The sequence below is a fragment of the Rossellomorea pakistanensis genome (assembly GCF_016908495.1).
Lineage (GTDB): Bacteria > Bacillota > Bacilli > Bacillales > Bacillaceae_B > Rossellomorea > Rossellomorea pakistanensis.
The window spans coordinates 641,090-667,997 of the sequence record NZ_JAFBDZ010000002.1 but is presented as its reverse complement, the minus strand read 5'-3'; the positions used below and the strand labels follow the sequence as shown (position 1 = coordinate 667,997).

General features: G+C 36.4%; 25 protein-coding genes, 1 pseudogene and 1 riboswitch. Of the genes and pseudogenes, 4 read left to right on the top strand and 22 right to left on the bottom strand.

Features of this window, described 5'->3' with window-relative positions:
• Positions 1-83: 83 nt before the first annotated feature.
• Positions 84-1,064 carry a stage II sporulation protein M gene (locus tag JOC86_RS10885; protein WP_205172165.1) on the top strand — a complete coding sequence of 327 codons (981 nt, stop codon included), beginning with the start codon at positions 84-86 and terminating at the stop codon, positions 1,062-1,064.
• Here JOC86_RS10885 and JOC86_RS10880 read toward each other — a convergent pair.
• The 6 genes from JOC86_RS10880 to JOC86_RS10855 all read right to left on the bottom strand — a co-directional run bounded on the left by JOC86_RS10880 (position 1,042) and on the right by JOC86_RS10855 (position 7,781).
• Entirely contained in the window at positions 1,042-2,400 is a 1,359-nt protein-coding gene (locus tag JOC86_RS10880) for a DUF58 domain-containing protein (protein WP_205172163.1), read from the bottom strand. The two genes, JOC86_RS10885 and JOC86_RS10880, sit on opposite strands and share 23 nt — an antisense overlap.
• Complete coding sequence (locus JOC86_RS10875) at positions 2,351-3,280, bottom strand: AAA family ATPase (protein ID WP_205172160.1); 930 nt, start codon at positions 3,278-3,280, stop codon at positions 2,351-2,353. Before JOC86_RS10875 ends, JOC86_RS10880 begins: the two co-directional genes overlap by 50 nt.
• Entirely contained in the window at positions 3,277-4,422 is a 1,146-nt protein-coding gene (locus JOC86_RS10870; protein ID WP_239587524.1) for a DUF4350 domain-containing protein, read from the bottom strand. The genes JOC86_RS10875 and JOC86_RS10870 overlap by 4 nt, the downstream gene beginning before the upstream one ends.
• Before the next feature lie 22 nt (positions 4,423-4,444).
• Positions 4,445-5,092, bottom strand: a complete 648-nt coding sequence (locus JOC86_RS10865; protein WP_205172157.1) for a DUF4129 domain-containing protein — start codon at positions 5,090-5,092, stop codon at positions 4,445-4,447.
• A 31-nt stretch (positions 5,093-5,123) separates the two neighbouring features.
• On the bottom strand, positions 5,124-6,053 hold the full coding sequence (locus JOC86_RS10860) for a hypothetical protein (protein WP_205172155.1): 930 nt from the start codon (positions 6,051-6,053) through the stop codon (positions 5,124-5,126).
• 1,344 nt (positions 6,054-7,397) lie between these two features.
• A complete protein-coding gene (locus JOC86_RS10855; protein WP_205172152.1) occupies positions 7,398-7,781 on the bottom strand; it encodes a hypothetical protein in 384 nt (127 codons plus the stop codon).
• Positions 7,782-8,033: 252 nt separating this feature from the next.
• Between JOC86_RS10855 and JOC86_RS10850 the strand changes: the two genes are divergently transcribed.
• Complete coding sequence (locus JOC86_RS10850) at positions 8,034-8,384, top strand: hypothetical protein (protein ID WP_205172149.1); 351 nt, start codon at positions 8,034-8,036, stop codon at positions 8,382-8,384.
• A gap of 327 nt (positions 8,385-8,711) precedes the next feature.
• Here the strand turns inward: JOC86_RS10850 and JOC86_RS10845 are convergent, their stop codons facing one another.
• The 11 genes from JOC86_RS10845 to JOC86_RS10795 all read right to left on the bottom strand — a co-directional run bounded on the left by JOC86_RS10845 (position 8,712) and on the right by JOC86_RS10795 (position 18,674).
• Positions 8,712-9,335: a response regulator transcription factor gene (locus JOC86_RS10845; RefSeq protein ID WP_205172146.1), complete on the bottom strand. Its 624-nt coding sequence runs from the start codon at positions 9,333-9,335 to the stop codon at positions 8,712-8,714.
• Positions 9,304-10,893: an ATP-binding protein gene (locus tag JOC86_RS10840; RefSeq protein WP_205172143.1), complete on the bottom strand. Its 1,590-nt coding sequence runs from the start codon at positions 10,891-10,893 to the stop codon at positions 9,304-9,306. The genes JOC86_RS10845 and JOC86_RS10840 overlap by 32 nt, the downstream gene beginning before the upstream one ends.
• Before the next feature lie 78 nt (positions 10,894-10,971).
• Complete coding sequence (locus tag JOC86_RS10835; protein WP_205172140.1) at positions 10,972-12,942, bottom strand: FtsX-like permease family protein; 1,971 nt, start codon at positions 12,940-12,942, stop codon at positions 10,972-10,974.
• Between the two features lie 23 nt (positions 12,943-12,965).
• Positions 12,966-13,721: an ABC transporter ATP-binding protein gene (locus JOC86_RS10830; protein WP_205172137.1), complete on the bottom strand. Its 756-nt coding sequence runs from the start codon at positions 13,719-13,721 to the stop codon at positions 12,966-12,968.
• A gap of 418 nt (positions 13,722-14,139) precedes the next feature.
• A complete protein-coding gene (locus JOC86_RS10825; RefSeq protein WP_205172134.1) occupies positions 14,140-14,889 on the bottom strand; it encodes an ABC transporter permease in 750 nt (249 codons plus the stop codon).
• On the bottom strand, positions 14,890-15,651 hold the full coding sequence (locus JOC86_RS10820; protein ID WP_205172131.1) for an ABC transporter ATP-binding protein: 762 nt from the start codon (positions 15,649-15,651) through the stop codon (positions 14,890-14,892).
• 220 nt (positions 15,652-15,871) lie between these two features.
• Entirely contained in the window at positions 15,872-16,204 is a 333-nt protein-coding gene (locus JOC86_RS10815) for a DUF1048 domain-containing protein (RefSeq protein ID WP_205172113.1), read from the bottom strand.
• Positions 16,201-16,554 (bottom strand): DUF1048 domain-containing protein, encoded by a 354-nt coding sequence (locus tag JOC86_RS10810; protein WP_205172111.1) that lies wholly within the window; start codon positions 16,552-16,554, stop codon positions 16,201-16,203. The genes JOC86_RS10815 and JOC86_RS10810 overlap by 4 nt, the downstream gene beginning before the upstream one ends.
• A gap of 42 nt (positions 16,555-16,596) precedes the next feature.
• Positions 16,597-16,929 (bottom strand): DUF1048 domain-containing protein, encoded by a 333-nt coding sequence (locus JOC86_RS10805; protein WP_205172109.1) that lies wholly within the window; start codon positions 16,927-16,929, stop codon positions 16,597-16,599.
• Positions 16,929-17,273 (bottom strand): PadR family transcriptional regulator, encoded by a 345-nt coding sequence (locus JOC86_RS10800; RefSeq protein ID WP_205172107.1) that lies wholly within the window; start codon positions 17,271-17,273, stop codon positions 16,929-16,931. The genes JOC86_RS10805 and JOC86_RS10800 overlap by 1 nt, the downstream gene beginning before the upstream one ends.
• A 459-nt stretch (positions 17,274-17,732) precedes the next feature.
• Positions 17,733-18,674 (bottom strand): DMT family transporter, encoded by a 942-nt coding sequence (locus JOC86_RS10795; protein WP_205172105.1) that lies wholly within the window; start codon positions 18,672-18,674, stop codon positions 17,733-17,735.
• A 90-nt stretch (positions 18,675-18,764) separates the two neighbouring features.
• On the opposite strand from JOC86_RS10795, the gene JOC86_RS10790 reads away from it, so the two are divergent.
• Positions 18,765-19,673: a LysR family transcriptional regulator gene (locus JOC86_RS10790; protein ID WP_205172103.1), complete on the top strand. Its 909-nt coding sequence runs from the start codon at positions 18,765-18,767 to the stop codon at positions 19,671-19,673.
• Positions 19,674-20,008: 335 nt separating this feature from the next.
• Positions 20,009-20,686 (top strand): NAD-binding protein, encoded by a 678-nt coding sequence (locus JOC86_RS10785; RefSeq protein ID WP_205172102.1) that lies wholly within the window; start codon positions 20,009-20,011, stop codon positions 20,684-20,686.
• Positions 20,687-20,785: 99 nt separating this feature from the next.
• Here the strand turns inward: JOC86_RS10785 and JOC86_RS10780 are convergent, their stop codons facing one another.
• The 5 genes and pseudogenes from JOC86_RS10780 to JOC86_RS10760 all read right to left on the bottom strand — a co-directional run bounded on the left by JOC86_RS10780 (position 20,786) and on the right by JOC86_RS10760 (position 26,838).
• A complete protein-coding gene (locus JOC86_RS10780) occupies positions 20,786-22,108 on the bottom strand; it encodes a TrkH family potassium uptake protein (RefSeq protein WP_205172089.1) in 1,323 nt (440 codons plus the stop codon).
• 2 nt (positions 22,109-22,110) lie between these two features.
• On the bottom strand, positions 22,111-22,767 hold the full coding sequence (locus JOC86_RS10775) for an NAD-binding protein (RefSeq protein WP_205172087.1): 657 nt from the start codon (positions 22,765-22,767) through the stop codon (positions 22,111-22,113).
• Between the two features lie 129 nt (positions 22,768-22,896).
• A riboswitch (cyclic di-AMP (ydaO/yuaA leader) is annotated at positions 22,897-23,043 on the bottom strand.
• 489 nt (positions 23,044-23,532) lie between these two features.
• Entirely contained in the window at positions 23,533-24,009 is a 477-nt protein-coding gene (locus JOC86_RS10770; RefSeq protein WP_205172073.1) for a DinB family protein, read from the bottom strand.
• Between the two features lie 503 nt (positions 24,010-24,512).
• Positions 24,513-25,742, bottom strand: a complete 1,230-nt coding sequence (locus JOC86_RS10765; RefSeq protein WP_205172070.1) for a serine hydrolase domain-containing protein — start codon at positions 25,740-25,742, stop codon at positions 24,513-24,515.
• A 476-nt stretch (positions 25,743-26,218) separates the two neighbouring features.
• Positions 26,219-26,838, bottom strand: a pseudogene (locus tag JOC86_RS10760) (recombinase family protein).
• Between the last annotated feature and the right edge of the window lie 70 nt (positions 26,839-26,908).

The window sequence follows — 26,908 nt, the reverse complement described above, 5'->3', positions numbered from 1 at the left end:
CTATTTTTCTATAAACTTACTATAATTAATAATGAAGTGATGAATGAAACCATCTAATTTCCCTAAAGCGAGCAGGTGTAAAAATGAATGTGAAACAATTCGTCAAACATCATCGAGAAGATTGGCAGCAGCTTGAACAAATGGTATCCACATTACATAGAAGAAAAAGTAAGATCAAAGGGTCAGATATTGATCAGTTTAATCGACTGTATCAAAAATCGGCACAAAACCTTTCGTATTGCCAAACTTACTTTCCAGAAGAGGATGTGACCCTCTACTTAAATGAACTTGTTTCGAAGTCACATAACCTTTTATACCGAGATCAACTATCCAGTATGAAGCAAATCCGCCACTTTTTTGGTGTGAAATTTATTGGTCTACTATTAGAACAGTGGAAATGGATCGTCGTGGCCATGATTCTTTTTACCATAGGAGCGTTAGGCAGCTTCTTCTCGATTTTGGATGACCCTCAAAATGCTTATTCGGTTCTTCCGGAAAATATAGCTCAAAGTGTTGACCCTGATCAATTGGGGAAGAATGATGGTCAAGTTGACTCTGCCCTTATGTCCACTAGCATTATGACAAACAATATCCAGGTTGCCATCCTTGCTTTTGCAGGGGGTGTCACATTCGGATTATTGACCGTCTATTTATTGATATATAACGGACTCATCGTTGGGGGAATCGCTGCAGTATTTTGGCACTATGATAAAACCTATGAGTTCTGGGCATACATCGTTCCCCATGGAATGATTGAGCTTACAGCCATCTTTATTGCTGGAGGAGCTGGACTATTGATGGGCTATAAGCTCTTTGTGCCCGGACATTATTCGAGAGGATACCAACTGAAGCAACAGGCCAAGCGCTCTGTCCAATTATTGCTTGGGACGATTCCTTTGTTTGTGATTGCAGGTGCGATTGAAGGCTTTATTACCCCTGCTGCTATCTCTCTTGAAGCCAAATATTTGGTTGCTCTTTTAACTGTCATAGGACTCATTCTTTATATCGTCATTGGAAAGCTAGTACTAACGAAAAATAGTTCTACAGTAAGCCTCGATTCATAATATCAACATAATGTGAAACGGCAGTGGCGGCTAGCTTTTCCTCACGGGCCTCTATCATTTGGAGGCCTTGTTTTTCCCATTTAAGCTTTTCACGCTTTTTAATGAGCATTTGCTGCTGCGCCATACTTTTTACCATCGCGGTTTGAACGGTTTCAGGCATATCTTTAATTCTTGTTAATAGCGTCACATCTTCAATTCCAATCATTAAAAACAAATGGCGTCTTCTCAGTCGTTTCAAATAAGATAGTGCTCCTTCTTCGTGAAGAAATGTCCGCACATCACTAAATAATAAGAACAGGCTTCGTTTCTTTTGAACCGTTTGTACATAATGAAGGATTGCTGCATAATTCGACTCATTAGAATCTACTTGAATATTGTATATGGAGTGTAGAATGGTTTGAAGCTGTTCCATTCCCTTTGCTGGTGGAACAAAGACTTTTACCTCTTTGGAAAAAGCTAAAACAGACACATAGTCCCCATTTTTTAATGCAGCAGCTGCTACCGTTATCGCTGCTTCTAACGCTTTTTCCAACCGGTTTCCCTTTGAAAGCTCTGCTCCCATCATTCTCCCGCAGTCTATCAAGATTGTCATGTACTTTCCATGCTCAGGTTCATATTCATTTGACATAACCTCTCGAAGCTTTGCTGTTTGTCGCCAGTTAATTTTACGTGGATCATCTCCCACTACATAATTACGAATCTTCGAAAATTCTCCAGGACCACTTTTTTGTTTTCGAATCTTCAGCCCTTCGTAAAGTAAGAATTGCTGCGCACTTTCTAGAAATTGCTTTGTCTCAGTTAAATCTGGGATCACTTTTACTGTGTCCTCAATTTCAAATGTTGTTTGTTTTTCCCATAATCCAATCGTACTTTTATAGCGAAAATGGAGCTTAGTTACTTTGTATTTTCCTCTTACAGCAGCTTTTGTCTCATACTGTAGGACAGAAGTGGTATCGTTCAAAATCAAGCCATGCAATGGAAATGGTCTTTTGAACGATTGAGGAATTCCATCTACTAGCCGAAAACGAATGGGACTGCCGGAAGCGTTTGTGATCGTAATTTGAACGTTGCAGGATAGTCCTCTTTCCATTTCTTCTGGTAATGTACGATGGATGATCAGTTGACTTCTTTTCGCTGAAAATAATAAGTCAATTAGGCTCCCTAATAGGATCAAACCATTTAATAGAATCACAACACTCCATGTAATCCCCCAAGCTGTCCCAATGATTAATCCGATAGAAAGAATGAGATAAACGATTAGTAGTCTATAAGTAGGGAGAATCCCCCTACCTTGGAACAGGAATTGCCCCCACAAGTTCTTCAATGGTTTGGTCAACGGTCTCTCCCTCCAATTCCATATGTGGAGATAGTTGAATTCGATGTCTTAAACTTGGGCGGGCTACGATTTTGATATCGTCTGGAGTGACATAATTTCTCCCTGATAAATAAGCCCAAGCCTGTGCTGCTTTCCCAATAGAAATTCCTGCTCGTGTACTTGCTCCAAAACGAATGGATTCAGTCTCCCTCGTTCTTCTTACAATTTGCATGATATAATCAAGAATACTATCACTAATGGTTACATTTTGAATCTCTTTTCTTATATTTAAAAATGTTTCTATATCTAAAATTGATTTTACTTGACCAAGCTCTGCATTGTTTTCGATCACTTGCTTCAACACATTTTTTTCGTCTTCAAAGGAAGGAAAATCAATGTTTAGTTTAAATAAAAAGCGATCCTGCTGTGCTTCAGGTAACGGGTATGTCCCTTCAAATTCAATCGGGTTTTGAGTAGCCACAACAAAAAACACGTCAGGTAAAAAGTAGGTCTCCCCTTGAATGGTCACTTGCTTTTCTTCCATTGCTTCTAAAAGAGCGGCTTGAGTCTTTGCTGGAGTACGGTTAATCTCATCTGCCAATAAAATGTTTGTAAAGATAGGTCCCTTTAATGTTTGGAAGGAGCTATCTTTCATGTTATAAATCGTGCTTCCTGTAATATCACTTGGAAGTAGATCTGGGGTAAACTGTATCCGATTAAAGGTTCCACCCAGGAGATTAGCAAGCGTTTTAACCGTCTGTGTCTTCCCTGTACCAGGAACCCCTTCAATTAATACATGCCCCCCAGCTAATATTGCCGATAACAATAGCTTCAGATTTCTTGACTGTCCTAATATCCGTTCTTCATATTTCTCTAGCAAGGATGCTAATTCAGGTTTCATCCTTCCTCCACCTCTTTCCGTAATCGATCAAGTTTCTTAGACCACACCAAGTATTCATTTTTATTGATTTGTCTTTTTTCTAGTACATTTTTTAATCCTTCTAGAAAACTAGTAATCTCACTGGCAGGTACCCCTTTCCACCTTCTTTCAAGCTGGGATGAAATCTCTTTCCATTCCCTCCCATAGGCTATGCCCCACTTCTCATGCAATAAAAGTTTCACATAATCAGCTTGTATAAATAGAGAATCCTGATATCGTTTGCCTCTCATATACCAAGCGGCTAACGCTTTAACCCTTTCATCACTAAACCGAACCGTCTCATTCCTTGAAACGAGAATTGGACCAAATCGTTTTCCTTTTAGTAAGAGCCACATAACGGTAATCAGAGTTCCTTGCACAATGAAAATGAGGAACCATTTAGGATAAAGCGTTCCTATTTTCGAGGCATTCTCTTGACCGTGACTATATTCATCAAACAGGATTGAGCCCGCATTGCTTTTATTGATTAAAGAAAACACGAGAGAAAGATGGTCTTGCTTTAATAACGCACCATTGGTCATCCACTCAGGAGAATTAGACACAATTAATTGCCCTTTACCAAAAGCTCTCCTTAAAGCAATGATCCCTAAATCATCCTTTAATAAAATTTCATCTTTGTCATTTGTTTGCAAACGTATGGATGATTTAATTTTAGCTTTGTAACTCCCTCCCTCTCCGTCAGATACGACAGTCACTTCCTCATCTGTAGCGACTGATTCTGTTAAAGGAGCGGTGTTGACATCGAACATTCCTTTAGGGTTTTCTTTAAATAATAGAATTGTATTTCCTGCTTCCATAAAGCTTTGATAAGCTTTTATCTCTTCCTGATCAGGAGTAAAATAGGGTCCTACCATTATCAGAACTTGATTTTCATCCTGATTCGATAGCATTCCAGGAGTATTGCTCCACTTTTCAACAGAACCGTTTTCTTTTTCCAAATATGTATAAATAGCTTTCACTCCGCTCGGTGACGGAGACTGGGAAAGATATTTAGAATATTGTTTTGCTTCAGGTGATGTCATGAGATAGCTTAAGGCGATAAATAAAAGAAGAAGAATCGCTAGCCATATCACAGTTTTTTTATTAGAAATTCTTATCTGCAAGGCACATCCTTCCCCCTTTACCTTAAATTACATTGAGCTGGTCTTGATGATCTTCCTTTAACCACATCATGACTTTTTTTCGATACTGTAAATATTCCTCTTTCTCGAGCTTTTTCTCACCATATGTTACTTCATCAAATAGTAAAGCCAGTTCAAAGAATTGTACTGCAGAAACTTTATTGACTCTTCTCAGTTCATCATAATAATCCCAATTTGTCTTCCATATCTTCGCCTCTAACCACTCCTTCTCGTGAAAATGAAGAAGTAAAGCTAAAAATAAATGTCTGGTAGAAAGCGAGTATTGGCCAAAAGCTGATTGTTTATCCGCTTCAGACAGATGTTTACTCGATGACCAATGGATTTCATTTAATGATTGGAGAGGCTTTTTGTCTTTGTATTTCAGATTACGTCTAACACCCCGAGCAACATAAAATAGACAGAGTAATAACAGCATAATAGCCAACACAATCAAGCTGATCGTAACAACACTAGCTACCCCGCTTGTCGCTTCCAAAGCCGGGAACCAGTCGGATAATTGATCTTCTATCCAACTTGTTATCTTTTCCCACCAACTCGAAAGTATCCCGCTGGAACGGTCATTGTAAACCGTATATTCTCGATTATTCAATATATCTTCAAGATCATCTCTTGCTTTATCTGAATCTAGCATTCAAACATCACCTAACCTTCACGAGAAAAAACTATTGAATAGCCGTGTACTCATCCATCATTTCATCGAGATCATCAGCATCATTTCTAACTTTTAAATCAAAATACATGACGGCAAATCCAACAGAAAGAATAACAGTCGTAAATAGGCTTACTAGATCCCCAATGATCATTAACAGGACGCTGTTTCCTAACAACAACCCAAATGAGAGCTCTATAGCAAAACTGACAGATGACGTAATAAGAATAAATACAAAATATATCCCCATACATATCCAGCCGCGATTACGTGTTAACCTCCAGCTTCTTGAAAGACCTGGTGAATCTGTTTCCAAAACAACCGAGGCAAAGAAAAAGCTCCAACGGGTTAAAAAGTATCCAATTCCGACAGCAAAACCTAAGAATAATAAGATCGCCATTAATATACCTAAAAAAGGATTGGCAACTGCACCAAAAATCCCTACAAAACCAGAAATGAAGATAGGTCCAATGATCATCCCAAAAACAATGACACCGAATAATAGACTACTTCCTAAAATCGGCCAGTATCTTGAAAAAGCTTGTTTCAATGCGGATTTAACTGTGAACTCTTCCTTCTTTCTAAGCCGGTCTACACCAATCAGGATGGCAGCCCCTCCAACGGGAGCAACAAAAACACTAATCAATCCTCCAATGATAAAAATCAAGTTTGCTATTAGGCTAGTCGGTGTAAACTCCTCGTAGTCCGCTTCAGCTGATTGATCAAAACCCGATATAATCTGTTCATACCAAGGGCCGCCTACACCCACTTCTCTAAAAAAATTCGTTCCAGACATAAAATCGGCAATCGCTTGAAGCAAGTAAATAGGGCCTAAGACAATAAGTAAAATCAAAAAGAATTTAGTAAAATGGCTTTTACTTAATCGAAAGGTGTGATCCAATATTTCCCCAAACCCCTTAGGTCTGTTAAATTGTGTGTTCAATTTTGTCTTCCTCCTAGTATAAATCTCATCAAAATTTGTCAATATATAGAGTATTTTATCATTTTTAGGGATGTTCGAGGGGGGAAATGTAAATGATTTTCAATTCTTTTGCTGTCGCAAGTAAAGTGAGGGAATTTTTTCAAAACAAAAACATACTAACATCAGTAGTACAGACCAAGGCCATGGTTTGTGCTACTATTTTTTTATAGTAGAAGTGAAGGAAGGTCGAACAGCCCTTGGGACCATTTTCGAGTCCGTATCAAAAACCGACCGACTTCACACCCTTATTTGAATCAGTTTAGTATGTTGGATCCTGAGAGTTCGTGTAAAAGAAAATGGAATCGATAAGGCCCTGTGAAGACTTCTATGATACCATTTTACATTAAAATCCAATTATCATCTTCAACATAACGGCATTTTTTAAGTACAATCATTCAAACACCATACAAGCAATACCATAGGTATTCCATTTTCCTTGAGTTTCTTCCTCCGTTAAATGGCCCTTTTCTGGAACAACTCCATTGACATTAAACATCTAATTCTTGATTTTTATTTTAGTTTTCCAAAGTTGCCCTTCAATCCTCGAATCGTTTCCGTACCCTTTATAACTATATATATGACACTAAGATACGAAACCTTTCAATAACTTGATAGTACAGTAATAGAAAAATGGTATCAAAACTTTTAAGTTATGACACTTATACAAAGTATCCTTCTTTCAAATCGTAAAATGTTATAATTTTATTACATTGTTAATCTTAGGATGGAGTGGATTATGTTTGCTTTGTTCTACTGTATCCCGAATGTATTACCAATGCCGGAGTATTCGTCGGAAGTGGCGAAGCGCATACATACTACGTAAACACGCCCTCCTCTAAAGGGATGGATCTGGCAATGAAGATAAGGATATCTCTTAATATCCGGATTTCGTTTGAAACAATTACATTTAGAGACTTTTTTCTGTTTCTGAGCACCCTAATTAGCTATATAAATATATAGCTGAAAGAAGAGTCGCTTTTAAAGTGACTCTTCTTTATTTATGATTAATTTGTTTGTACAACCCTTATTAACCACTTTCAATCCTAGTTGAAGAACATTTAAAAATGAATTATTAGGGTGTACCTTAAATGAACATACTTTCTCAAGAAAAAAAAAGCCGCCTCAAGGCGATCTCATGTTATTGAATATAAAGTTTGATTATTTTCCCAACTGTGTTACTCCATAATGGGGTAGCATCCCGAAAATGCGGATTTACATCGATAAGCATTTTGAGACAAGTTATGTGAGACTTCAAAAAAGCCTTAAGCCTTATTTCACAATGCCGTTGAAGAACGGCTGTAATCGTTATTTAGGGGCTGGAATTTTCGTTTCCACAACCTTAATATTATCTTTAGATTGATAATGGAATTGAAATTCATACTCCTCATTAATCGTTTTAACCTGCCCTTCTCCCTTCCCCTCAAAGTTAAGGGTTAATTTTACATCTCGTAAATCCCATTTTGAATTATCTTTATCCTTTACATAGCCTTCGCTATTTAAACGTTCTATTACCTTAATAGAAACATTCTTCCCTATTTCTTCGTACCTTTCCACGTCATCTGTTCCAAAGATAATCAAAGGGATCACTAAAATAGCAAACAAGCAAACGAATACAAAAATCCCTAATGAATGACCTGTTGAATTTGAAACCATTACGTTGGTTTCAATTCTCTCTTGTCTCAAGCCCATATTCATACCTCACTTACTAAATATGTTTTTTTGATATAAACATAGTCTCACTTCTGCCTTGATATCTCAACATTTTATAGTTTTTTTTAGGTTTCATGCCTGAAAGAATAATTTTCCAAATATTGTAAAAAATAGATGATCCGTTATATTCATAAGGTATTACCTATAATAAACATATTTTACTTAATTTGTAATATTAATAGATTGAATCTACCATTACTCTTGTAGGAAAAAGAAATGGAGGACTTAAAAATGAAAAAGAAATTATTTTCTATTGTTTCAGGACTAGTAATGGTAGTATCACTAAGCACAGGTGCTTCTGCTGCAGAACCGCCAAGTACAATGTCAGACACAGGACCTGGTGGTGGCAGTGGCGACTCTAAATATGTAAAAGTTAAAGATTATTTTGGACCAAGAGAGTATATTAAAACACCACCTTACTATTACAATAAAGATGGATACACTGGATACCTCTACAACAAATGTGGAGAGGGAAGGGTTATGTTATTTGGTGCGGTTGGGTTTCAAAATAGAATTACAGAAAAAGCCCTCTTAAAGAGGGCTTTCCGTTATGAACTGTCTTTTTTTATGCAGTTTACATAATTACCCCTATTTAAATATTCTTTTGCAGCTCTTTTCCCATTAAAACATAAATACTTCGGTTGATAATCAGATATTATGTTGTTTAGTTTTTATACATCATATTGCTCATTTTTTATATCTTTGTCATTTCCGTTCCAATCTTTTACCCAATCAGTTAGTCCAATTTTATAGGTTAATAGTTCTTTATGGGGTCCCAACCGCAAAACGCGAATTTTGTACGCTTAGAAGAACATCAATCTATAAAGCAACGAGAGCGTGACTTGTATCTTTGTGACTGTCATGCTCCGTTTTTCTTTTTCTTAAAGCTATTAGTTTAATTAACTATTTTTAATAATTAGGCTGAATATAACCTGATTTTATTCCTTTGGTTACAGCTTCTAACGAGGATGAAACATCCAACTTATCAAATATGTGTTGAATATGGTTTGAAATTGTGCGTTCACTAGCATATAACATAGACGCAATTTCTTTACGCTTATATCCATCACATAGTAATTGTAAGATTTGTTTTTCGCTATGGGTCAATTCCTCAACATAGTCCGTGGACATTGGAAAATAGAAAATACCCTCATTAATCTCAATTAAAATTTGCAATAACTTATCTGGCATAATGTTTTTATTAATAAAACCACTTACACCGATTTTTTGAGCTTCATACCGATAAACAGGCAAATCATAGCCTGTTAATATGACTATTTTCGTTTCACATTTACTATCTAAAATATTTTTTGCTATTCCTAAACCATCTTCACTACTGATGTAACTTAAGTTAATATCTATTAAGGTAATGTCTGGCTTAAACTCATTGATGATTGCAATGACATTTTCAATATTTTGTAATAAGTGTAATGAGTAAAAATGGTCTATTTCAGGATAATCTTCTAAGGCTATCTCCAAACTTTTTGCAAACAAAGCATGGTCATCTATTAATAAAATATTGATAGGAATCATCTCCTCTCATGGGAATAAGAATAGCAACACATAATCCAGTAGGATTGCACTCTGAAATTGTCATTTTACCGTTTAATAAAAATAGCTGTTCTTTAATCGAATTCAATCCTCTATGGCCATTAAGAGCGCCTGTTTCGGTAGCCATCAGGCCTTTACCATTATCTTTTACTATAAGTTCTATTTCACTATTTTCTTGTGTCAAACTCAAAACTAGCTTTGAACATTCCGAATGTTTGAATGCATTTGTTACCAATTCTTTTAAAATTCGGTATATAACAAGATGATAGGGTTCAACTAAAAATAAATTTTCATTACACTTAAAAGATATATTAATATTTTTCATTCCATATTTATGCTGTAGCATCTCAAGCAAATTTCTATAATTTTCTTTTAATGTGAGTGTTTTTAATAGGGTTGGATGGTACTCTTGCATTTGTACACGTATTGACTGATTTAAGTTTCTCAGCGTTTCTACTATCATTTCATGGATCTCTTCTTTATTAGATTTATTCATCATATTTTTAACAGCTAATATATCTTGTAATATTTCATCATGTAAATAATCAGAAAACCCACTTTTTAATTTTTCCTCTTTAGCTATCTGTACGAGGTTATGAACGTAAGAGCTCTCTGGCAAGGTTTTTAGTTCTTCTGTATCTGAATTTAAGATAGTATTTTTTGTTTCTTGAAATAATAATATGAAATAAAGCTGAATAAACCAAAAAATTGTATGTATAATGATGAAATAAGTAATCATATTAAATCTAAACAACACCCCAAGCGAACTAATAAAAACAAGAAAACATAAAAATATTAAGCCCATTTTATCTTCTTTTAAGAGAAAATATTGCCTCATAGATATATGGTTTTTAAAAGCTATTGCAGTAATACTAAATAGTGGTAACAGGATCACTATATACCATCCTAAATTACTTAAATATTCGGGACTCTCTGCAAACACCATAGCATATATACTAAAGGGAAAAATAAGAATAGTAACAGATCTAAGCAAATGCTTCTTTTCACTTTTGAAGACAAATTTAATTCGTTTTCGATGCTTCAAGAACAGAAAAATAATACAACTAAAACTAAAAATCCATTGACATGAAAATAAAATGGCAAATATTTTATCGTTTATAAAGTTCGCAATTAATGTTAATGTACATGTAACCTGTAGAATCCAATCTGTTTCTTTTTTATAAGTAAAGTTAGAATCTTGGAAAAAGAACAGGAGCAAAAATTGTACTGTCATATATAGAAGCACTACACTAAGTAGCATACTTAGTGTATAAAAAATTTCACTCCCATTAAGCGTTAGTAAAAACTGCCATGAAGTAAAGAGTAGCAAATTAGAAAATTGTGATAGCGTGTTGTTTTCTTTTACGTTTACAAAACTGATGTATGCTCCGTAGATGAGCATTATCGTTATAAGCGTTAGTGGAAGTAACTTTGCTGTTCCTACAATATTACTTTGCAAAAATTCATAACATAAAAAAATAATCATACAAAGTTGATTAATTAAAATAAAGATTTGTTTTTGCTCATAGTACTTTTCCATAAACTCACTTGCCTTTACTAGGTTAAATACAGATAAAGCTGATGTTTGCCTACTATCATCAGCTTTATCTACAAATTTTTACTTTTTATCGTTAAATATGATTTTATAGCATGCTCGTTTTGTTAACAAATAATAAATGATATACACCAGGGTAAAAATAATTACCGCAACAAGAATAGGTAATATAAAGGCACTGCTTTTTCCTAATAAATCGTCCATTAAAGCAGTTTTGTAGGCCAGCAGTGCAAAAATACTATGCGTTAACCCTAATACGTAGGGGATGCTAAATAACGTAAAGACTTCTTTACTTATTATTCTTTTTATATTTTTCCTGTTATACCCCATTCTTTTTAGAATTGTAAACTCATCTTTATTCGACATCATACTTGAAAGGTTTTGGAAATAGAGAATGCTACCTGTTGCAATAAAGAAGATGATAGTAACAAAACTAATGAGCAAGAATGTTGAGCTATTTTGTTGAATAATATAGTCTACTTTTTGGTAACTACTTGTAAAATAAATATTATTTTTAAATAGTGGAGCTAAGTTTTCATAAACTTCCTTGTTATCTCTCATATCTGCTCCATTAAAGCTCATCATAGTCTTTCCTGTAAGCCCTAAGATTTTTATTTCTTTGTAAAGTTGGTCCGAAATAATAAGAGTTCCTACACTATTTGCAAATCCGATTGGATTAAGTAATGTAGTCTCTTTTATTTTTATATCCACGTTATTTGTAGGTGTTAAGTTCAGAGTATATATTTTCCCTTTATCTAACTTTTCTTTTTCAGGTCGATATTTTACTAAGATACCTTCATTTTTAGCTAAATTCTTAAACTCTACATTTTTATCCTGAATATTTATTAATTCCTTGTAATCCGACTCGGATATAAGATCAAATCCATGTTCTTTTTTTGCGCTATATTCTTTAGGCAAATTGTCAGAAGAGGATGTTGCGTGGATAATAGTCGTTTCTTTATACTTCATATTTTCTTTGCCGACTGTATCTTGTGCGATTTTAATTGCTTTAGTAGCTAATTGCTTATCCTCCACCGGAAACTCAATAGCTGACGGTATGATACGTTCTGTAGCAGCAACAGGGTAGTAGAGAGTCAGTATAGTGGAACAAAATATAGCCAAAGTTCCTGCAGCTAATAAAGTTAGCAAAATTAAAGTTTTTGCCTTCGAACGGACTTTAAATATAAAGTTTGGAATGATAATAATATTCGATTCCTTATAAAACCAATTTTTCTTTTTCTTCAATTTTTGAATGGCATATGGTAAAAAAGATTGAATAAAGAAAATTGTCCCTAGTATTACACTTAACATTGTTAAAAGTGCGATTGGTGAAAACCCTATCGTTTTCCAAAATGATTTAGTTCCTCTTGTAATATCAAGAGCTAAGAAATAACCAATTAAAATCAAGAATAATCCCAGTAACGAGAAAGCTGTATTGATTTTTACTTTTTTTTCTTCCTTTTTTTCCATACGTACCAAAGTCAATAAGGAACTTTTTCGAAGAATTATCCAGTTTGATAAAAATAAAACAGTCAAAACAGCAAATATAAAAACAAAAGTGAATAGTACCGCATTAGGATTAATAATTGGCACTTCAGAAGTATCAATTTGTAATTTTAGTACTCTAACTATCGCTTCGACAATTCCTTTATGAGCAATAGCACCAAAAGTGATCCCTACAATTAGAGCAGCAAAACAAATAACAATATTTTCAAAGGTTAATAGCTTTACCATGGTTGACTTTCGATACCCCAAGAGCGAATAAATTCCAAGTTCTTTCATTCTTTTTTTCATAAAGAAAGTATTGGAATATGACATATAAAATAATACAAATGTCATAACAAAGACTGCCACCGTTCTCGACATTGTTTCTACTCTACCATCAGACGAAATCTTTTCCATGATAGTATCGTTCATGGAAAAAGAAATAAAGGAGAAAAACACCATCAGCACAAAAGCTACTGAAACAAAATAGAACGAATAGAAGGAAAAGTTATTCTTCAGATTCTTTTTTGCTATTGTTAATAATCCCACGCTCATGTCTTCCTTTCTTACACTTAGTTATATCGTTTTTCATCAACTTTAGAGATTTCCTTTAATATCTCTTCAAAAAATTCTTTGCGACCCTGTCCGTTGTTTATTAATTCTTTTATAATACCCCCATCTTTAAATATTAGGATTCTGCTTGAAAAACTTGCTGCATAAGCGTCATGAGTTACCATTAAAATTGTTGTATGAAGTTCCTCATTTACTTCTCTTAATTTTTGAAGTAGCTCTGTCGCAGAGTTTGAATCTAACGCACCTGTGGGTTCATCTGCAAATAAAATACTTGGCTGTTTCGCAATCGCTCTTGCTGCCGCAACCCTTTGTTTTTGCCCTCCAGATAGTTGACTAGGGTACTTTGATAATTGTTCGAATATCCCGAAACGCTTTGCTAAACTATTTATAGACGATTCAATTTCTCTTGGGGATTTGTGTAACAGAGTAAGTGGCACAGCAATATTTTCCTGCACTGTTAAACTATCGAGTAAAAAATACTCTTGAAAAATAAAGCCTAAATGATTCTTCCTAAAATCCGCAGATTTATTATCATTAAGTGTTTTAATATTGACACCATTTATCAAAACATCTCCATCTGTAGGCGTATCAATGGTTGATAGGATATTTAATAAAGTTGTCTTCCCTGATCCGGACGCCCCCATAATCCCAACAAATTCACCCGATTCAATGTCAAAAGATACTTTATTAAGTCCAGGTAATTGATTTTTGTTGTAAATCTTTGTCACATTTTTTGCAGATACTAATGTATTCATCATATTTACTCCCTTCAATTTATTAATATGTTAAGTTTATTATTCAACATATAAGGAAACATGAGTAAAAAACGCAATCTTCTACTCACACCTTTGTATTGCGCACTACAAACCTGTCCAATTGGTGAAAAAAGTGCCATAAACGACCGTTTGTTGAATAAAAAGTTTAAAAGATTTTGATATGTAGAAAGTTTTCAGGTAAGGAGAGAAATAAGGAAGAATAAAACCCCATCAAATTAATGATAGGGTTTTGTTTTTATTCAATTAAAGCGCCCGTTTGTTGAATAACGATAATTAAATAAAGCTAGAGCCCTAATTCATCGATGGTTGCACCGGGATTTAAGCAGCCTTCTATGTGTAGTAAATGCATTCATCGCAACGGCTGACTATAGATATGGCTAATCCCATAATGGTGTACTTACCCTAACTGGCGTTTAAATGCTTTACTGGCGAAGAAGTAAGCGATGACCATGATGCCGACGCACCAGGCAAGCGCGATCCAGATATCGTTGCCAACAGACCCTTCATACAAGAGGGCACGAATCGCATTCACGATTGAAGTCACGGGCTGGTTCTCAGCGAATGCACGAACAAGTTTAGGCATGGTTTCGGTGGGGACAAAAGCCGAACTGATAAACGGCAGGAAAATCAGCGGGTACGAGTAGGCTGTCGCTCCTTCCATAGATTTCGCTGTCAATCCAGGAATGACCGCAATCCACGTTAGTGCCAGCGTAAACAGCCCGAGTATCCCAGCTACCGCAAGCCAATCCAGAAAATCAGCGCTAGAACGGAAGCCCATCAAGAGGGCGACAAGGAAAACCACCACAAGAGTAAGCACATTGGAAACAAGCGAAGTCAACACGTGAGCCCACAATACCGACGAGCGCTTGATGGGCATAGTAATGAAACGTGCCATCAGCCCGCTCTTTACATCGTTAAACAGCCGCAAGGTAGTGTAAGCGACTCCGGATGCGATAGCCATCAACAAGATTCCCGGCAATAAATAATTGACATAGTTGTCCGTGCCTGTCTCTATGGCGCCGCCAAATACGTAGACAAACAGCAGCATCATCATAATCGGCGTAATTGCCACCGTGATAATCGTATCTGGGCTGCGCATGATGTTGCGCATTAAACGCCCTAGTAATACCCCTGTTTTGCTTTTCATTTACATCTCCTCCTTTTTGCCAATGATCGCGAGGAAAATTTCCTCCAATGTCGGCTGCTTCTCGATGTACTCCACTTTCGCTGGCGGGAACATCTCTTTGAGTTCGGTAAGGGTACCGGTCGTGATGATTTTTCCGCCATGCAGGATGGCGATACGGTCCGCCAGCTGTTCGGCTTCCTCCAGGTACTGGGTTGTCAGCAAGATGGTCGTACCGCCGCCGGCAAGCTCCTTGACGGTATCCCAGACTTCAATCCGCGCTTCGGGGTCAAGCCCAGTCGTCGGTTCGTCGAGAAAAATCACTGCTGGCGTCCCGATCAGGCTCATGGCAATGTCAATCCGGCGCTTCATCCCGCCGGAATACTTGTCAGCCCGGCGGTTGGCCGCATCGGTCAGATTGAATCTTGCAAGCAGATTGTCGGCGACTTGAGCGGGATCGGAAACTCCCCGCAACTTGGCGATCATCATCAGGTTTTCCCTTCCTGTGAGCATGCCATCTAAAGCTGCGAACTGCCCTGTCAGGCTGATGCTCTGGCGAACATGATCCGGTTGACGCTGGACGTCAAAGCCGTAAATACCTACTTCGCCGCCATCGGGCTTCATCAGCGTTGAGAGGATGTTGACCGTCGTCGTCTTGCCCGATCCATTTGAACCCAGCAGTGCGAAAATTTCTCCACGCCGTACCTCAAAATCCACCCCCTTTAAAACTTCATTTTCTTTATAGGATTTTTTTAACCCCTTTACAGAAATCGCTGCATTGCTCATAATTATTTTCCTCCTTTATAACGCGCAACAAGGCGATAGATTACCTATACTTTTCTACTCATTCTGACTGATAATCTGTATTACTTACTACATGGTTAAAAATATAACTGAATAGTGAAAGTGACACATTTGTAACCAGCTATTCAGTCGGAATTAATTATTGAATTTACTTTTTTCCCAATCGCTTCATGATACTTTCCCATCAAGTACTACGTTCCTTCTATTTTTTCATAGCCTTATCGACTTTTTGAATGACCGATTCTTGATAGAGATCAGCGTAAGTTTTTGAATCTTCAATCAGCGCATCGCAGAAAGCAGCAACGTCTGTTCCTGTGACTTCAAGTACACCTTTCCCAGCAGCTGCGCCTTCTTCAAAGAAGCTGAGAATTTCAGAGAGCAGTCCGATACCTTCGTTTAGCTCAACAGGACCGACTTTGAAGAGATATTTTTGGATCTCTTTATAGACAATTTGGTAATCTTGTGGAAGCGCTTTGACACGAGAAACATGGGCTCTCCATTGTTTTTTACCTGCGATGATTTTTTTGATACTCATTTCAGTCCTCCTAATTTTCTTGCTACGTTCTTGTTGAGTTGATCACGCCATTTATCTCTATAAGTTTTTGCTCCTTCGTCACCAACAAGCGCTGTGCAGAAGCCTTTGATATCATCTCCTAGTACTTCTTCGACGCTCTGGCCGTCTGCTGATGTAACTTCAAGCAGTTCAAGAGCACTGTCAAGAATAGGCATCAGATTACGACCGGTGAAATCTCCGTGAATCCAGAGATTACTTATAATTTCTTTCCAAGCAGTTTGATATTCAGCTGGCAAGACTTTTGCTCGTGCTTCAAAACCTTTCATTTCTTTAGTCATATCACTGCCGGTTATTTTTTCAAAAAAGTTCATTGTAGTCTCCTTTTAGATACTAAGCTGTTCAGCAAAGTTCTATTATTTAATCGCATCGTTCAGTTTATGACGTTGCTTATCAACCCACGATTTTGCATCAATGACGAGATCATCACAGAAGGCTGCTACATCGTTGCCAGTAACTTCTTTAACGCGCTTACCATCGGCTGCGGCTTCTTCAAGAAGGTCGATGATGTGATTAAAGACGAATTTCGTTTCTTGCCAATCCATCACGCCGCCAGTGTTCCAGAGATATTTTTGCATCGCTTTGTAGGCGTTGTAGTAGTCTTTAGGTAAGGCTTTTGCGCGGTTTTCCATTTCACGCCATGTTTTCTTTTCGCTAAAATCTCCAAAGATTTTTTCTAAAATACTCATCATATTAATTCTCCTTTTGATTTTATTTTCGTTTTGAGTTCGTCAATTTTGCTCGAGACGAAATCCCATTTTTCCCAAAACAATTCAAGTTCCTGGCGGCCAGCCTCATTAAGTGAGTAAAACTTGCGGGGCGGCCCCATATCTGACGGTTTCTTTTCTACGTTCACCAGTTTTTTCTTTTCTAATCGCACGAGGATGGTGTAGACAGTCCCTTCCACGACTTCGGTAAACCCAAGCTGGTTCAGGCGGCGGGTAATCTCGTAGCCATAGGTTTCATGGCGGCTGATGATTTCCAGCACGCAGCCTTCCAGCGAACCCTTCAGCATTTCAGTTAAATTTTCCATGTTTAGCTCCACCTCTATTTTGTCTAACTTATATTCAGTATAACTTAGTACTAAGGTAAATTTTCGCTGAATAGCTTTTGAGAAATCATGCTATCAAGTATTACTTATTACAAGTACATTGTAACACCGAGTAGCAGGGGTGTCAAATATTTTTAATTAAAAATATTTTTGCAACCTCTCTACTCAGTAGTGTTGGTATCTGGTGTTACTTATTACAGGTATATCGTAACACGCAGTAGCTTGACAGTCAACTGGATTTTCTAAATATTTTTAAAGAAAAAAGCACTGCCATTATTCAAGGATAGCGCCCGATTCTTGAATAAATACAACAACTTAAATTAGAGGTAATACCTACCGAAACCTAACCCATCAACAAACGCCATCCGATTGCAAAAAAAGAAAGGGATGACGTTAAAAGGTAAATAAGTTACCTTTTGGCCACTGATTGATAGGAAATGATTAGTTGAGCTTTGACCTTAATCCATTAATACATTTTTCGCATGATAAATCCTCTTGTTTCTTTATTGTTGTGGTGCTTTTAAAATTGTACATGTTCATAAAGATACCAGCACATATAAGAAGTGCCCCGATAATAATACCAATTGTTATGATCTCCCCAAGTTGTAGCCATCCAAATATAATACCTAAAATAGGAACAAACATTAATGCCATAGATGCTTTCGAAGCATCTATTTTTTTAAGTACCCAAAACCAAACTACAAATGTAAAGGCAGTTGAGAACAAACCATTAAATAATAGTGATAGCACTGCCTCATTAGACCACTCGATTGAATGGTTTGGTTCTAATATTAAAGAGAAAATGAATAAAAATAATGTTCCCATAATAAGTTGCCAAGCATTCATATGAATAATATCTATATTTTTGAACTTTAGTTTACTAAAAACATTTGCTGATGCCCAACTAAGGGCTGAAAATAATACTAATAACTCTCCAAATACTACTTTTGGATCAAAATTAATAATTTCTGTTCCTAAAATAAATAAAAGACCGACTAGACCAAATATCAATCCCACCATTTTATAAATAGTAACTTTCTCATTTAATTTAAAATGACTAATAATGGTAACAAATATAGGCATTGTGTACACTAAAACAGAAGTTTTTCCTGAATCAACAAATTGCATACCATAAGTCAATAATCCCATATAACCTAAAGCCATGAACAAGCTCATGATGAGATAGTTTTTAAAATTCTCCTTACCTACTTTAAGCTTTTTCCTTTGTATTATGAGAAGGATAAACAAAGGAATCGCCCCAATTAATAAACGTAGAGATGAAAATAAAATCGGGGGGATGTCACTAATTGCTATTTTCATCGTAACCCATGTATACCCCCAAACAAGAGTAACAGAGATCATTCCCAAGAAAACTTTAAACATAATTTAATCCCCTTTCTTCTGAAGTGATTTCATATTATGTTATATTTATTTATAACTCAAATACATTTATTTTATAGGAGGTATAACCTATTGGTTATGAACATGAATAGCCTAAAAATATTTATGAAAGTCGCCGAAAAAATGAATATTACAGAGGCTTCTAAAGATTTATTTATATCACAACCAGCAGTAAGTAAGGCGGTAAAAAATTTAGAAAAGTCCCTAAATATTAAATTATTCATTAGGGATAAACAAAAGGGATTAATGCTTACTGAAGTGGGGAAAGAAATTCTGATTTTGGCGAGACAAATGAAAGTTATTGAGAACAAAATATATCAAGTTGCAGATAGAGAAAATAAACTTCTTAGTGGTAAGATTAAAGTAGGTTCTTTTCCTGCTGTATCAACAAATATTTTACCAAACACCATCGCATTATTTAGGTCAAAATACCCACTTGTTACTATAGAATTAGTAGAAGGGACATCAAATCAAATAAAAGAATGGGTGGAGGATCGGACTGTTGATATGGGTATCGTTGCCTCTCCCTTTGATCCGTATGAATTTGAAATAATAAACAATGATTATATGGTTGCAATAATTCCTGAAAATCATAGATTAAGTCAAGAAAAAAAGATTGATTTAGAAAAATATCAGAATGAAATTATTTTTTGTAAAGGTGGACATGAAATTGCTATATCAAAAATATTTCAAAAAAATAATATTGAGTTTAAAGAGAACCTAACAGTCCAAAATGCTCAAACTTTAATTAATATGGTCAAAAATAATATAGGTATAGGTATTATTTCGAAATTTACACTTTCTTCTGTGTCTCATAATTTAATCATAAAAAACATTAATCCGAGGATAACCCGTGATATCGGTATAATAACACACTCATTTAATGAGGTAACACCCACAACAAAAGAATTCATCAACGTTATGATTCAATCTTATAAATCTGATTCTTTTAAGATTCAAGAAGTTTCAGATATTGACTAATAAAAAGCTTAACCAAGAAATAAATTTATCTTACAATAGCCAGACTCCTATGAACGTTTGATCCCTTCTCGGGTACAAAGAAGAGAACCTAAACGTTGAAAGGAGTCGTTTTTTATTATAAAGGCTTATTCAACAATATGGCCCGTTTGTTGAATAAAAAGTTTAAAAGATTTTGAGTTGTAGTGTTTCAAGCTAAGCAAAGAAATAATTTCAATATTTCCTTTTAAATATTATTTAAATTCTAAAAGGGACGATAATTATTTATACCCCCTTTGCTTAAAAAAGTTAACATTGTTAATAATAGAGATTAACTTTAGTAAAAAGAGGGCAAAAGTATGAATAGAACAATGGATTCTAAAACTTTATTGATTATTGGCTGGAATGAAGGATCAAAAAACATCATCTATAAATTGAATAGTAAGTATCCTCATTTACTAATGTGTTTAATTGACAATACATTAAATACTAATCCTATTAATGAAGGAATAATTCATTTTATAAAAGGAAGTTCCCTTTATAGAGAAACCCTAATACAAGCTAACATATTTAATGCGGATCACATACTCATTACATCGAATCATCATAAAAATGAAAGGAATGCCGATAAAGAAACTATACTTTCTTTGTTAACTATTAAGTGCCTAAATCCTAATGCTCATTGTATAGTTGAAATTTTAACTGACGAACAGTTTAATAATGCTAAACGAGCAGGAGCTGATGAAATTATTTGTTCTAATATTCTATCTGCTGCTTCTAATTTACATAGATTTTCAAATGAAAAAAATAAGTTGAATTTGTTAGAGATACTTTCCAATGATGAAAATGTCATCAATTGTATAAAGATACCAAACAATCATATTAATAAGACCTATTCCCAATACTTCAAGGAAGTAATAGAGGAAGGAAAAGTACCGCTTGGAATTACTCAAGGAGACCACTTAAGTTTAAATCATTATTCTAAGTTAAAAATTCAAAGTGGAGATAATTTAGTCTTTATAGAACGTATCGATTAAAATATTCATCAACCCTTAAAATTCTTCTCCTATTCAAAAAGCAGCTTTCCTTTTTTAGGAAAACTGCTTTTTCGAGGAAACGAAATAAATATTTTGAGTTTAACCTGTGAGAATGTCCTCTTTTGGATAACCGATTTTATCTTTACTTGGTTTAGAAAGAGAAAAAGCAAGTGTTAATGGACCTAGCTTTCCGACAAACATAACGAAAATGATGATACATTTCCCTATCCAGGTTAGTGTACCTGTTAAACCCATCGAGAGTCCAACAGTACCAAATGCAGATACTACTTCAAATAAAATTTGAATAAATGGTGCACCTTTTTCAGTGATAGTTAAGACAAATAAGGCTGAAAACACCAGTAATACACTTATCATTGTGATCGCTAATGCCCGAAAAATGAAAGGATGGTCGATGGTCCTACTAAAAACAAGTATTTTGTTTTTATCGCGTAAAAAAGCAAATACAGAGAGTATTATTACTAAAAAAGTCGTTAACTTGATCCCACCTCCAGTAGAAGCACTTCCTGCCCCAATAAACATAAGAAATATTGTCAATAGTATAGTTGGATCTTCCATACTTCCAATATCAATTGAATTAAAACCAGCTGTACGTGGGGTAACTGCTTGAAAGAAAGAACCTAAAATTTGATCAGGAAGTGGCAGCTCTCCCAATGTTTTCGGGTTATTGAATTCAAGAACAAAAATAAGAAACATAGCAACTATGTTAATGATTAACGTTCCAATAAGCATAAGCTTTGTATGAAGTGAAAGTCTTCTAAATTCCTTCGAATACCACATATCTGTCAACACAGTAAAACCAATACCTCCAATAATAAATAAACCGGCAATTACTATGTTTACTAAAGGATTACCTACATACCCCATTAAACTGTCAGACCAGATTGAAAAACCGGCGTTATTGAAAGCAGATATGGAATGAAATAAACTGTAATAAAACCCCTTACCCCACCCATACTCTGGAATCCATTCTGAAGCTAAAAGTATTAATGCAAAGCCTTCCACAATAAAAGAAAAAATAAATAGATGCTTTACTAGTCGAATAACGCCGCCAAAAGATGTTTGATTTAATGCTTGTTGTACAAGTAACCGTTCTTTAAATCCAATTTTTTTTCCTAACATTATAAAAATAATCATAGCAAAGGACATGATTCCGAGTCCGCCAATTTGAATTAAACTCATAATAATAATTTCACCAAAAAGAGTGTAGGCTGTTCCAGTATCAACCACAATCAATCCAGTCACCGTCATAGCTGAAGTAGCCGTAAATAAAGCATCTAACCACGACACAGATTCTGTAGTTGCAAATGGTAGTTTTAAAAGAAAGGTACCTAGAATGATAAAAAATAAAAAAACTGTAATTAGTAGCTGTGGTGGACTCAGATTTTTAATCTTATTTTTCATGGTTAAACCCCTACTTTTTCAAAACGATTAATGTCTCGATTCTGCCCAATTACAATTAGAAGGTCATTTTTCTGAATAACCTCCTCTCCAGGGGGAGATACAATGGTATCTTCCCCACGTTGAATGGCAATAATATTGCATCCAAATTTAGCACGGACATCAAGATCTATTAAGCTTTTATTCGCCACTTTATTGGTAGCTAAAACTTCAACAATACTATATTCATCTGATAACTCAATAAAATCAATAATCTTCTCTGAGGTAATATGATGAGCAATTCTTCGTGCCATGTCTCGCTCTGGATGAATCACTTTATCGGCTCCAATTTTATCTAGTACCTTTTGATGATAAGCATTTGAAGCTTTCACCCACACCTCTTTTACTCCAAGTTCTTTTAACTGTAATGTAGTCAGAATACTTGCCTCGATGTTCTCACCAAAGGAAACTATAACATGATCAAAATTTCTTAACCCCAGTTGTCTTAAAACCGACTCATCCATAGCATTAGCATGTACAGCATGGGTAGCAATATCTGCATACTTATCTACAACTTCAGCATCTAAATCGATGGCTAATACTTCAACCCCTAGTTTGCTTAGTTCTGCCACAAGATTCCCACCAAATCTTCCTAAACCAATGACAGCAAATTGTTTTTTCACTTCAAATCCCCCAATTATGTAATTAAATCGATATACTGTTTAGAATAACCCCTATTGGAAATTTTATGAATGCACAAAAAGACCACAAGGAACTATGCCTGTGGCCTTTATTTTTTGATCACAAGTATCACATCCTCTCCCAATACGCTTACGAGGTTAGCTGTCGGATTTGGGTCATGGAAGTAACCCTACCTTTAATAAAAGGACTCACCCCAAGTAGAAATACTCTACACAGAATTTGGTTCCCCCGCTATATTGATTAAGCGAAATAGAATATTAATTTGATGGTTGATATATTACTCTTCAAATTTTGAGTTGTAAAGAAAACAAAAGTCGATTTTAAACAAATAATTGTTCATATATTAACAAAATCACCCATTTATTAAACTAAAAATGACTTTTTCCTTAAAATACGCTCTTTTTCTTTAAAATACGCTCTTTTTTCTATTTAGGAAGCTTTGAGCGATACATAATTCAAAATATATCAATATGTTTAAAAATCTAATTCCATATAAAACCCTCCTTTATTTTTTATATAAAAAGAAACTTACTAATCAATACGGTCTGTAGAATAGCCAAATATGAACTAATTAAAATAATTGCATTTGAGTATGTAGCGTTTTATCTAAGCAAAGAAATTATGAAGTTTAAACACCCCATTATTTTAATGATAGGGTTTTGTTCTTATTCCATTTAAGCGCCCGAACATTGAGATATATAAAGTTAGAGGATCTTTACATAAATTCTAATTGTTTGGGTCTACACTTATTCAACTTTCAAGCTCTTTTGCAGCTTACGAATGTATATGATCTGGCCAATATGATAAGCGTTATGGGTGGTGACATTTCCAATGACGGACCACCATTTAGCAGGTACAGAAAAGCCTATCACATCGTCTTCCATTTTTTCTTCAGATAATAAGTCTTGCCAATTCAACAAGACCTCTAAAAGACGTCCCTTCAATTGATCAAACTTCACATTTTCGGGTACTACAAAACTCTTATCATTATTTTCTAACGAAGAGACGGCATTAACATGAGATTTTTGGTATCTTATCTGCCATGTTTCATTCCAATAAAGCAGGTGTTGCACAATTTCAGCAATACTATTGCCATTTCCGTTAGATTTCCAAAAAGCTTCTTCTCTAAGGTTTTTGACTGATTCGGAAAACGGAAGATACCAGCTAGGATCATTGGCATTGGCTAATAATTGATCAGACAATAACTCTTTTGCATGAATCATATTTCACACTCCGATTGTTTCATTTTTAAATCTTATACTAAAGTGCACTTCTCCTTCTTCAAAGAAATGCTCCCGATTGCAGTATATGAAAAAGAAATCAAATCAAAAATAGCTCCTTATTTTGTTACTAAAGTTCCCGTTTAAATTGATAAGAAAAAAGGCAAACCTCCAAATGAAAGTTCACCTTTTAAAAATAATCCATAGATGAAGTATCACTTAGATCGTCTGTTTGTGTTATACATGTATATCCCGTTTTATAAAGTAAAGCCAACCTCCAATAATAAAAGCAATTCCCGCAAGAATTATGGTTATAGTAGTTTCTGGGTGACATTCAGAATCCCATTTTGTGTTGGTAACATGACTAGCATTGGTTGCACCCATGGATATATAGGAGCATATGTGTCAGGGTTTGAGATAGCTAAAGCGGGAATCGTAAAAATAATGTTCAAAGCGAAGGGTGCACCGGCCTTTTTTAAAACAAACGATGCCCCGCGGGCTCGGTATTAGTCTTCGATTGCCTGGTAGACTGTGGTCCAGAAGTCTTGGATAAGATACGATGAATCCGGAGTGGACATCCCAACTTGGGTGAACAGAATTCCGGTGAGCTGGTTGTCCAGGTCAGCGTACGCCGCGGTGCCAGCTCCTCCGTCCCAGCCGAACTGGCCGATAGACGCGTAGTCGCCGCGATAGGTACGTACCGCCATCCCAAAGCCCCAGCCGCCGTGCTGCCCTTGACCGTGCGACAAATGGACGTTGTTTTTGGCCAAATCGTCTCGGAATGCTTGTTGTTCGGGCGTGAGGCGGTTGGTGGTCATCAGCTGGACTGCGGGTCGGGACAGGATTCGTTTGTTCCCGTACATCCCTTGATTCAAAAGCATCTGCAAATACGCGTGATAGTCGTCGACGGTTGCGAGCAGCCCACCTCCGCCTGCTTGGAACGCTGGGGGTTTGCTGTATCGTCCGCCTGCGGCCTCGTCCCACACGATGAACTCTCCGGTCTGCGGATCGGGGGTGTAGGCGGGTGGTAGCCGGTCAATCTTGCTCTCGGGCACGTAGAAGCCAGTGTCCTTCATCCCCAGCGGATCGAGGATGCGTTCGCGCAGGAACGTCTCGAATGTCTGACCCGTGACTCTGGCAACGAGCACGCCGAGCACTTCGAGGCTGATATGGTACTGCCAACGCTCTCCAGGCTGGTAGCACAGTGGGAGTGTGCCGAGGCGTCTCATCCACTCATCCGGTTCGGGCAAATCCTCTTCTGGCGTGTCATATATCCCCGATTCGAAGATCGCTTTTTGGATCGGGGAGCCTAACAACGCCAGATCCATTCCGAGTCCGAATGTGGAGGTCAACAGGTCTCTTACCGTGATTGGCCGTCGGGCCGGCACAGTGTCGTCTAACGGGCCGTCGGGCCGTTTCAGCACCTGCCGGTTGGCGAGTTCTGGCAGCCATGTGTCTACTGGGTCGTCCAAATGTAGTTTGCACTCGTCGAGCAGGATCATCACCGGCGAAACCGTGATCGGCTTGGTAGTGGATGCCAGCCGGAAGATCGTGTCCCGGCGCATCGGCGCGCCGCCATCATGGCGCATCGTGCCAAGTGCTTCGACGTGCGTCTCGCCGTTTCGGCTGACTAAAGCGACGAGCCCAGGAATCTTCCCGGAATCGACATGCCGTGTCAGCACCTGACGCATTTTGCGCAGACCTGTTTCGGAGAAGCCTTTGTTACTTTGTCCCATCATGAATCTCTCCTTTTTTCCATTTCCTGATGAACGAAAATCTTCTGTTGTAATCTTTTTAATTTGGTCCCTCTTTTCACTTTTTTATCAGCCCTATTGTTTTTAAACTACAAATTCTCTTTTGTTATTCATGCTTGAAAGCCCTTTGTCTAAAAGGTGGATTCGATGCATCAAAGAGAATGAATATTGGCAATCAAAATCTGGCTCACCTCCTTTTCTGGGCTATCAGAATCGAGATATGTCCTGCACTTAGCATAGAGCAATGTGTTCATCAGACGTTTATTCTACAACCGTTGTCTTGCCCGCCCCATAGGAGCCGAGCAGAGCGAAAATACTGCCCTTTTTTGGGAATAACTTTAACTTTCTAGATGCCCTATCTAAATCCCTTCCTTTTTCCAGAATATGGCCCTTTTGTTGAAGATATGCAACCATTAATTCATCGTAAAGCTAATACTTTTTTTGACGAGTTTCTTCTATTATATAGTCCGATTTTTTATTTCTCTTTCGTACTCTTTAACCAACTTATAAAAAGTTGTCTTTTTAAGAGCTAATTCTTCCATAGCTTTAACAGCTGTCATCTCTCCCAATTTCCAACGTTTATACACTTCTTTGAATTCATCTGTCATTTGAATTTTTGGACGACCAAATTCTGTGCCGTTTTGCAAAGCTACATCAATTCCTTCACGCTGCCGTTTCCGAATACGATCTCGTTCTTCTTGTGCCATCCAAGAAAGGATCTGTAAAACAAGATCCGCAATGAAAGTGCCAAGGCTATCCTTAAATTGAGTAGTATCCAACAATGGCATATCTAAAACGACGATGTCCGCCTGAATATTTTTTGTAATGTCATTCCACTCCTGCAGAATCTCTTCTTTATTCCTTCCGAAACGATCAAGGGAATGAATATAAAGAATATCCCCTTTCCGGAGTACTCGTTTCAATATTTGGTACTGAGCTCGATTGAAATCTTTTCCACTCTGTTTGTCCATAAAGATGTCTCGTTCATCGACTCCTAATTTTTTGATGGCATCTAATTGTCTACCTTCATTTTGATCTTTGCTTCTTACCGTATGTAACCAAATTTCCGAATATCCATTTTATTACTCCTTTTCAACTTTCTTTCCTATTATTCTATCAAATAACGTTCGTAAAAGTGTATGATAATC

Coding starts and splice junctions, on each gene's coding strand:
- JOC86_RS10840 (WP_205172143.1), bottom strand. CDS start 10,893: ATGGAAAAGTACTATGAGCAAAAACAAATCTTTATTTTAATTAATCAA.
- JOC86_RS10770 (WP_205172073.1), bottom strand. CDS start 24,009: ATGATTCATGCAAAAGAGTTATTGTCTGATCAATTATTAGCCAATGCC.
- JOC86_RS10765 (WP_205172070.1), bottom strand. CDS start 25,742: ATGGGACAAAGTAACAAAGGCTTCTCCGAAACAGGTCTGCGCAAAATG.
- JOC86_RS10820 (WP_205172131.1), bottom strand. CDS start 15,651: ATGAGCAATGCAGCGATTTCTGTAAAGGGGTTAAAAAAATCCTATAAA.
- JOC86_RS10830 (WP_205172137.1), bottom strand. CDS start 13,721: ATGAATACATTAGTATCTGCAAAAAATGTGACAAAGATTTACAACAAA.
- JOC86_RS10865 (WP_205172157.1), bottom strand. CDS start 5,092: ATGCTAGATTCAGATAAAGCAAGAGATGATCTTGAAGATATATTGAAT.
- JOC86_RS10810 (WP_205172111.1), bottom strand. CDS start 16,554: ATGAACTTTTTTGAAAAAATAACCGGCAGTGATATGACTAAAGAAATG.
- JOC86_RS10785 (WP_205172102.1), top strand. CDS start 20,009: ATGAATAGAACAATGGATTCTAAAACTTTATTGATTATTGGCTGGAAT.
- JOC86_RS10815 (WP_205172113.1), bottom strand. CDS start 16,204: ATGAGTATCAAAAAAATCATCGCAGGTAAAAAACAATGGAGAGCCCAT.
- JOC86_RS10845 (WP_205172146.1), bottom strand. CDS start 9,335: ATGATTCCTATCAATATTTTATTAATAGATGACCATGCTTTGTTTGCA.
- JOC86_RS10885 (WP_205172165.1), top strand. CDS start 84: ATGAATGTGAAACAATTCGTCAAACATCATCGAGAAGATTGGCAGCAG.
- JOC86_RS10855 (WP_205172152.1), bottom strand. CDS start 7,781: ATGGGCTTGAGACAAGAGAGAATTGAAACCAACGTAATGGTTTCAAAT.
- JOC86_RS10875 (WP_205172160.1), bottom strand. CDS start 3,280: ATGAAACCTGAATTAGCATCCTTGCTAGAGAAATATGAAGAACGGATA.
- JOC86_RS10795 (WP_205172105.1), bottom strand. CDS start 18,674: ATGTTTAAAGTTTTCTTGGGAATGATCTCTGTTACTCTTGTTTGGGGG.
- JOC86_RS10780 (WP_205172089.1), bottom strand. CDS start 22,108: ATGAAAAATAAGATTAAAAATCTGAGTCCACCACAGCTACTAATTACA.
- JOC86_RS10850 (WP_205172149.1), top strand. CDS start 8,034: ATGAAAAAGAAATTATTTTCTATTGTTTCAGGACTAGTAATGGTAGTA.
- JOC86_RS10805 (WP_205172109.1), bottom strand. CDS start 16,929: ATGAGTATTTTAGAAAAAATCTTTGGAGATTTTAGCGAAAAGAAAACA.
- JOC86_RS10800 (WP_205172107.1), bottom strand. CDS start 17,273: ATGGAAAATTTAACTGAAATGCTGAAGGGTTCGCTGGAAGGCTGCGTG.
- JOC86_RS10825 (WP_205172134.1), bottom strand. CDS start 14,889: ATGAAAAGCAAAACAGGGGTATTACTAGGGCGTTTAATGCGCAACATC.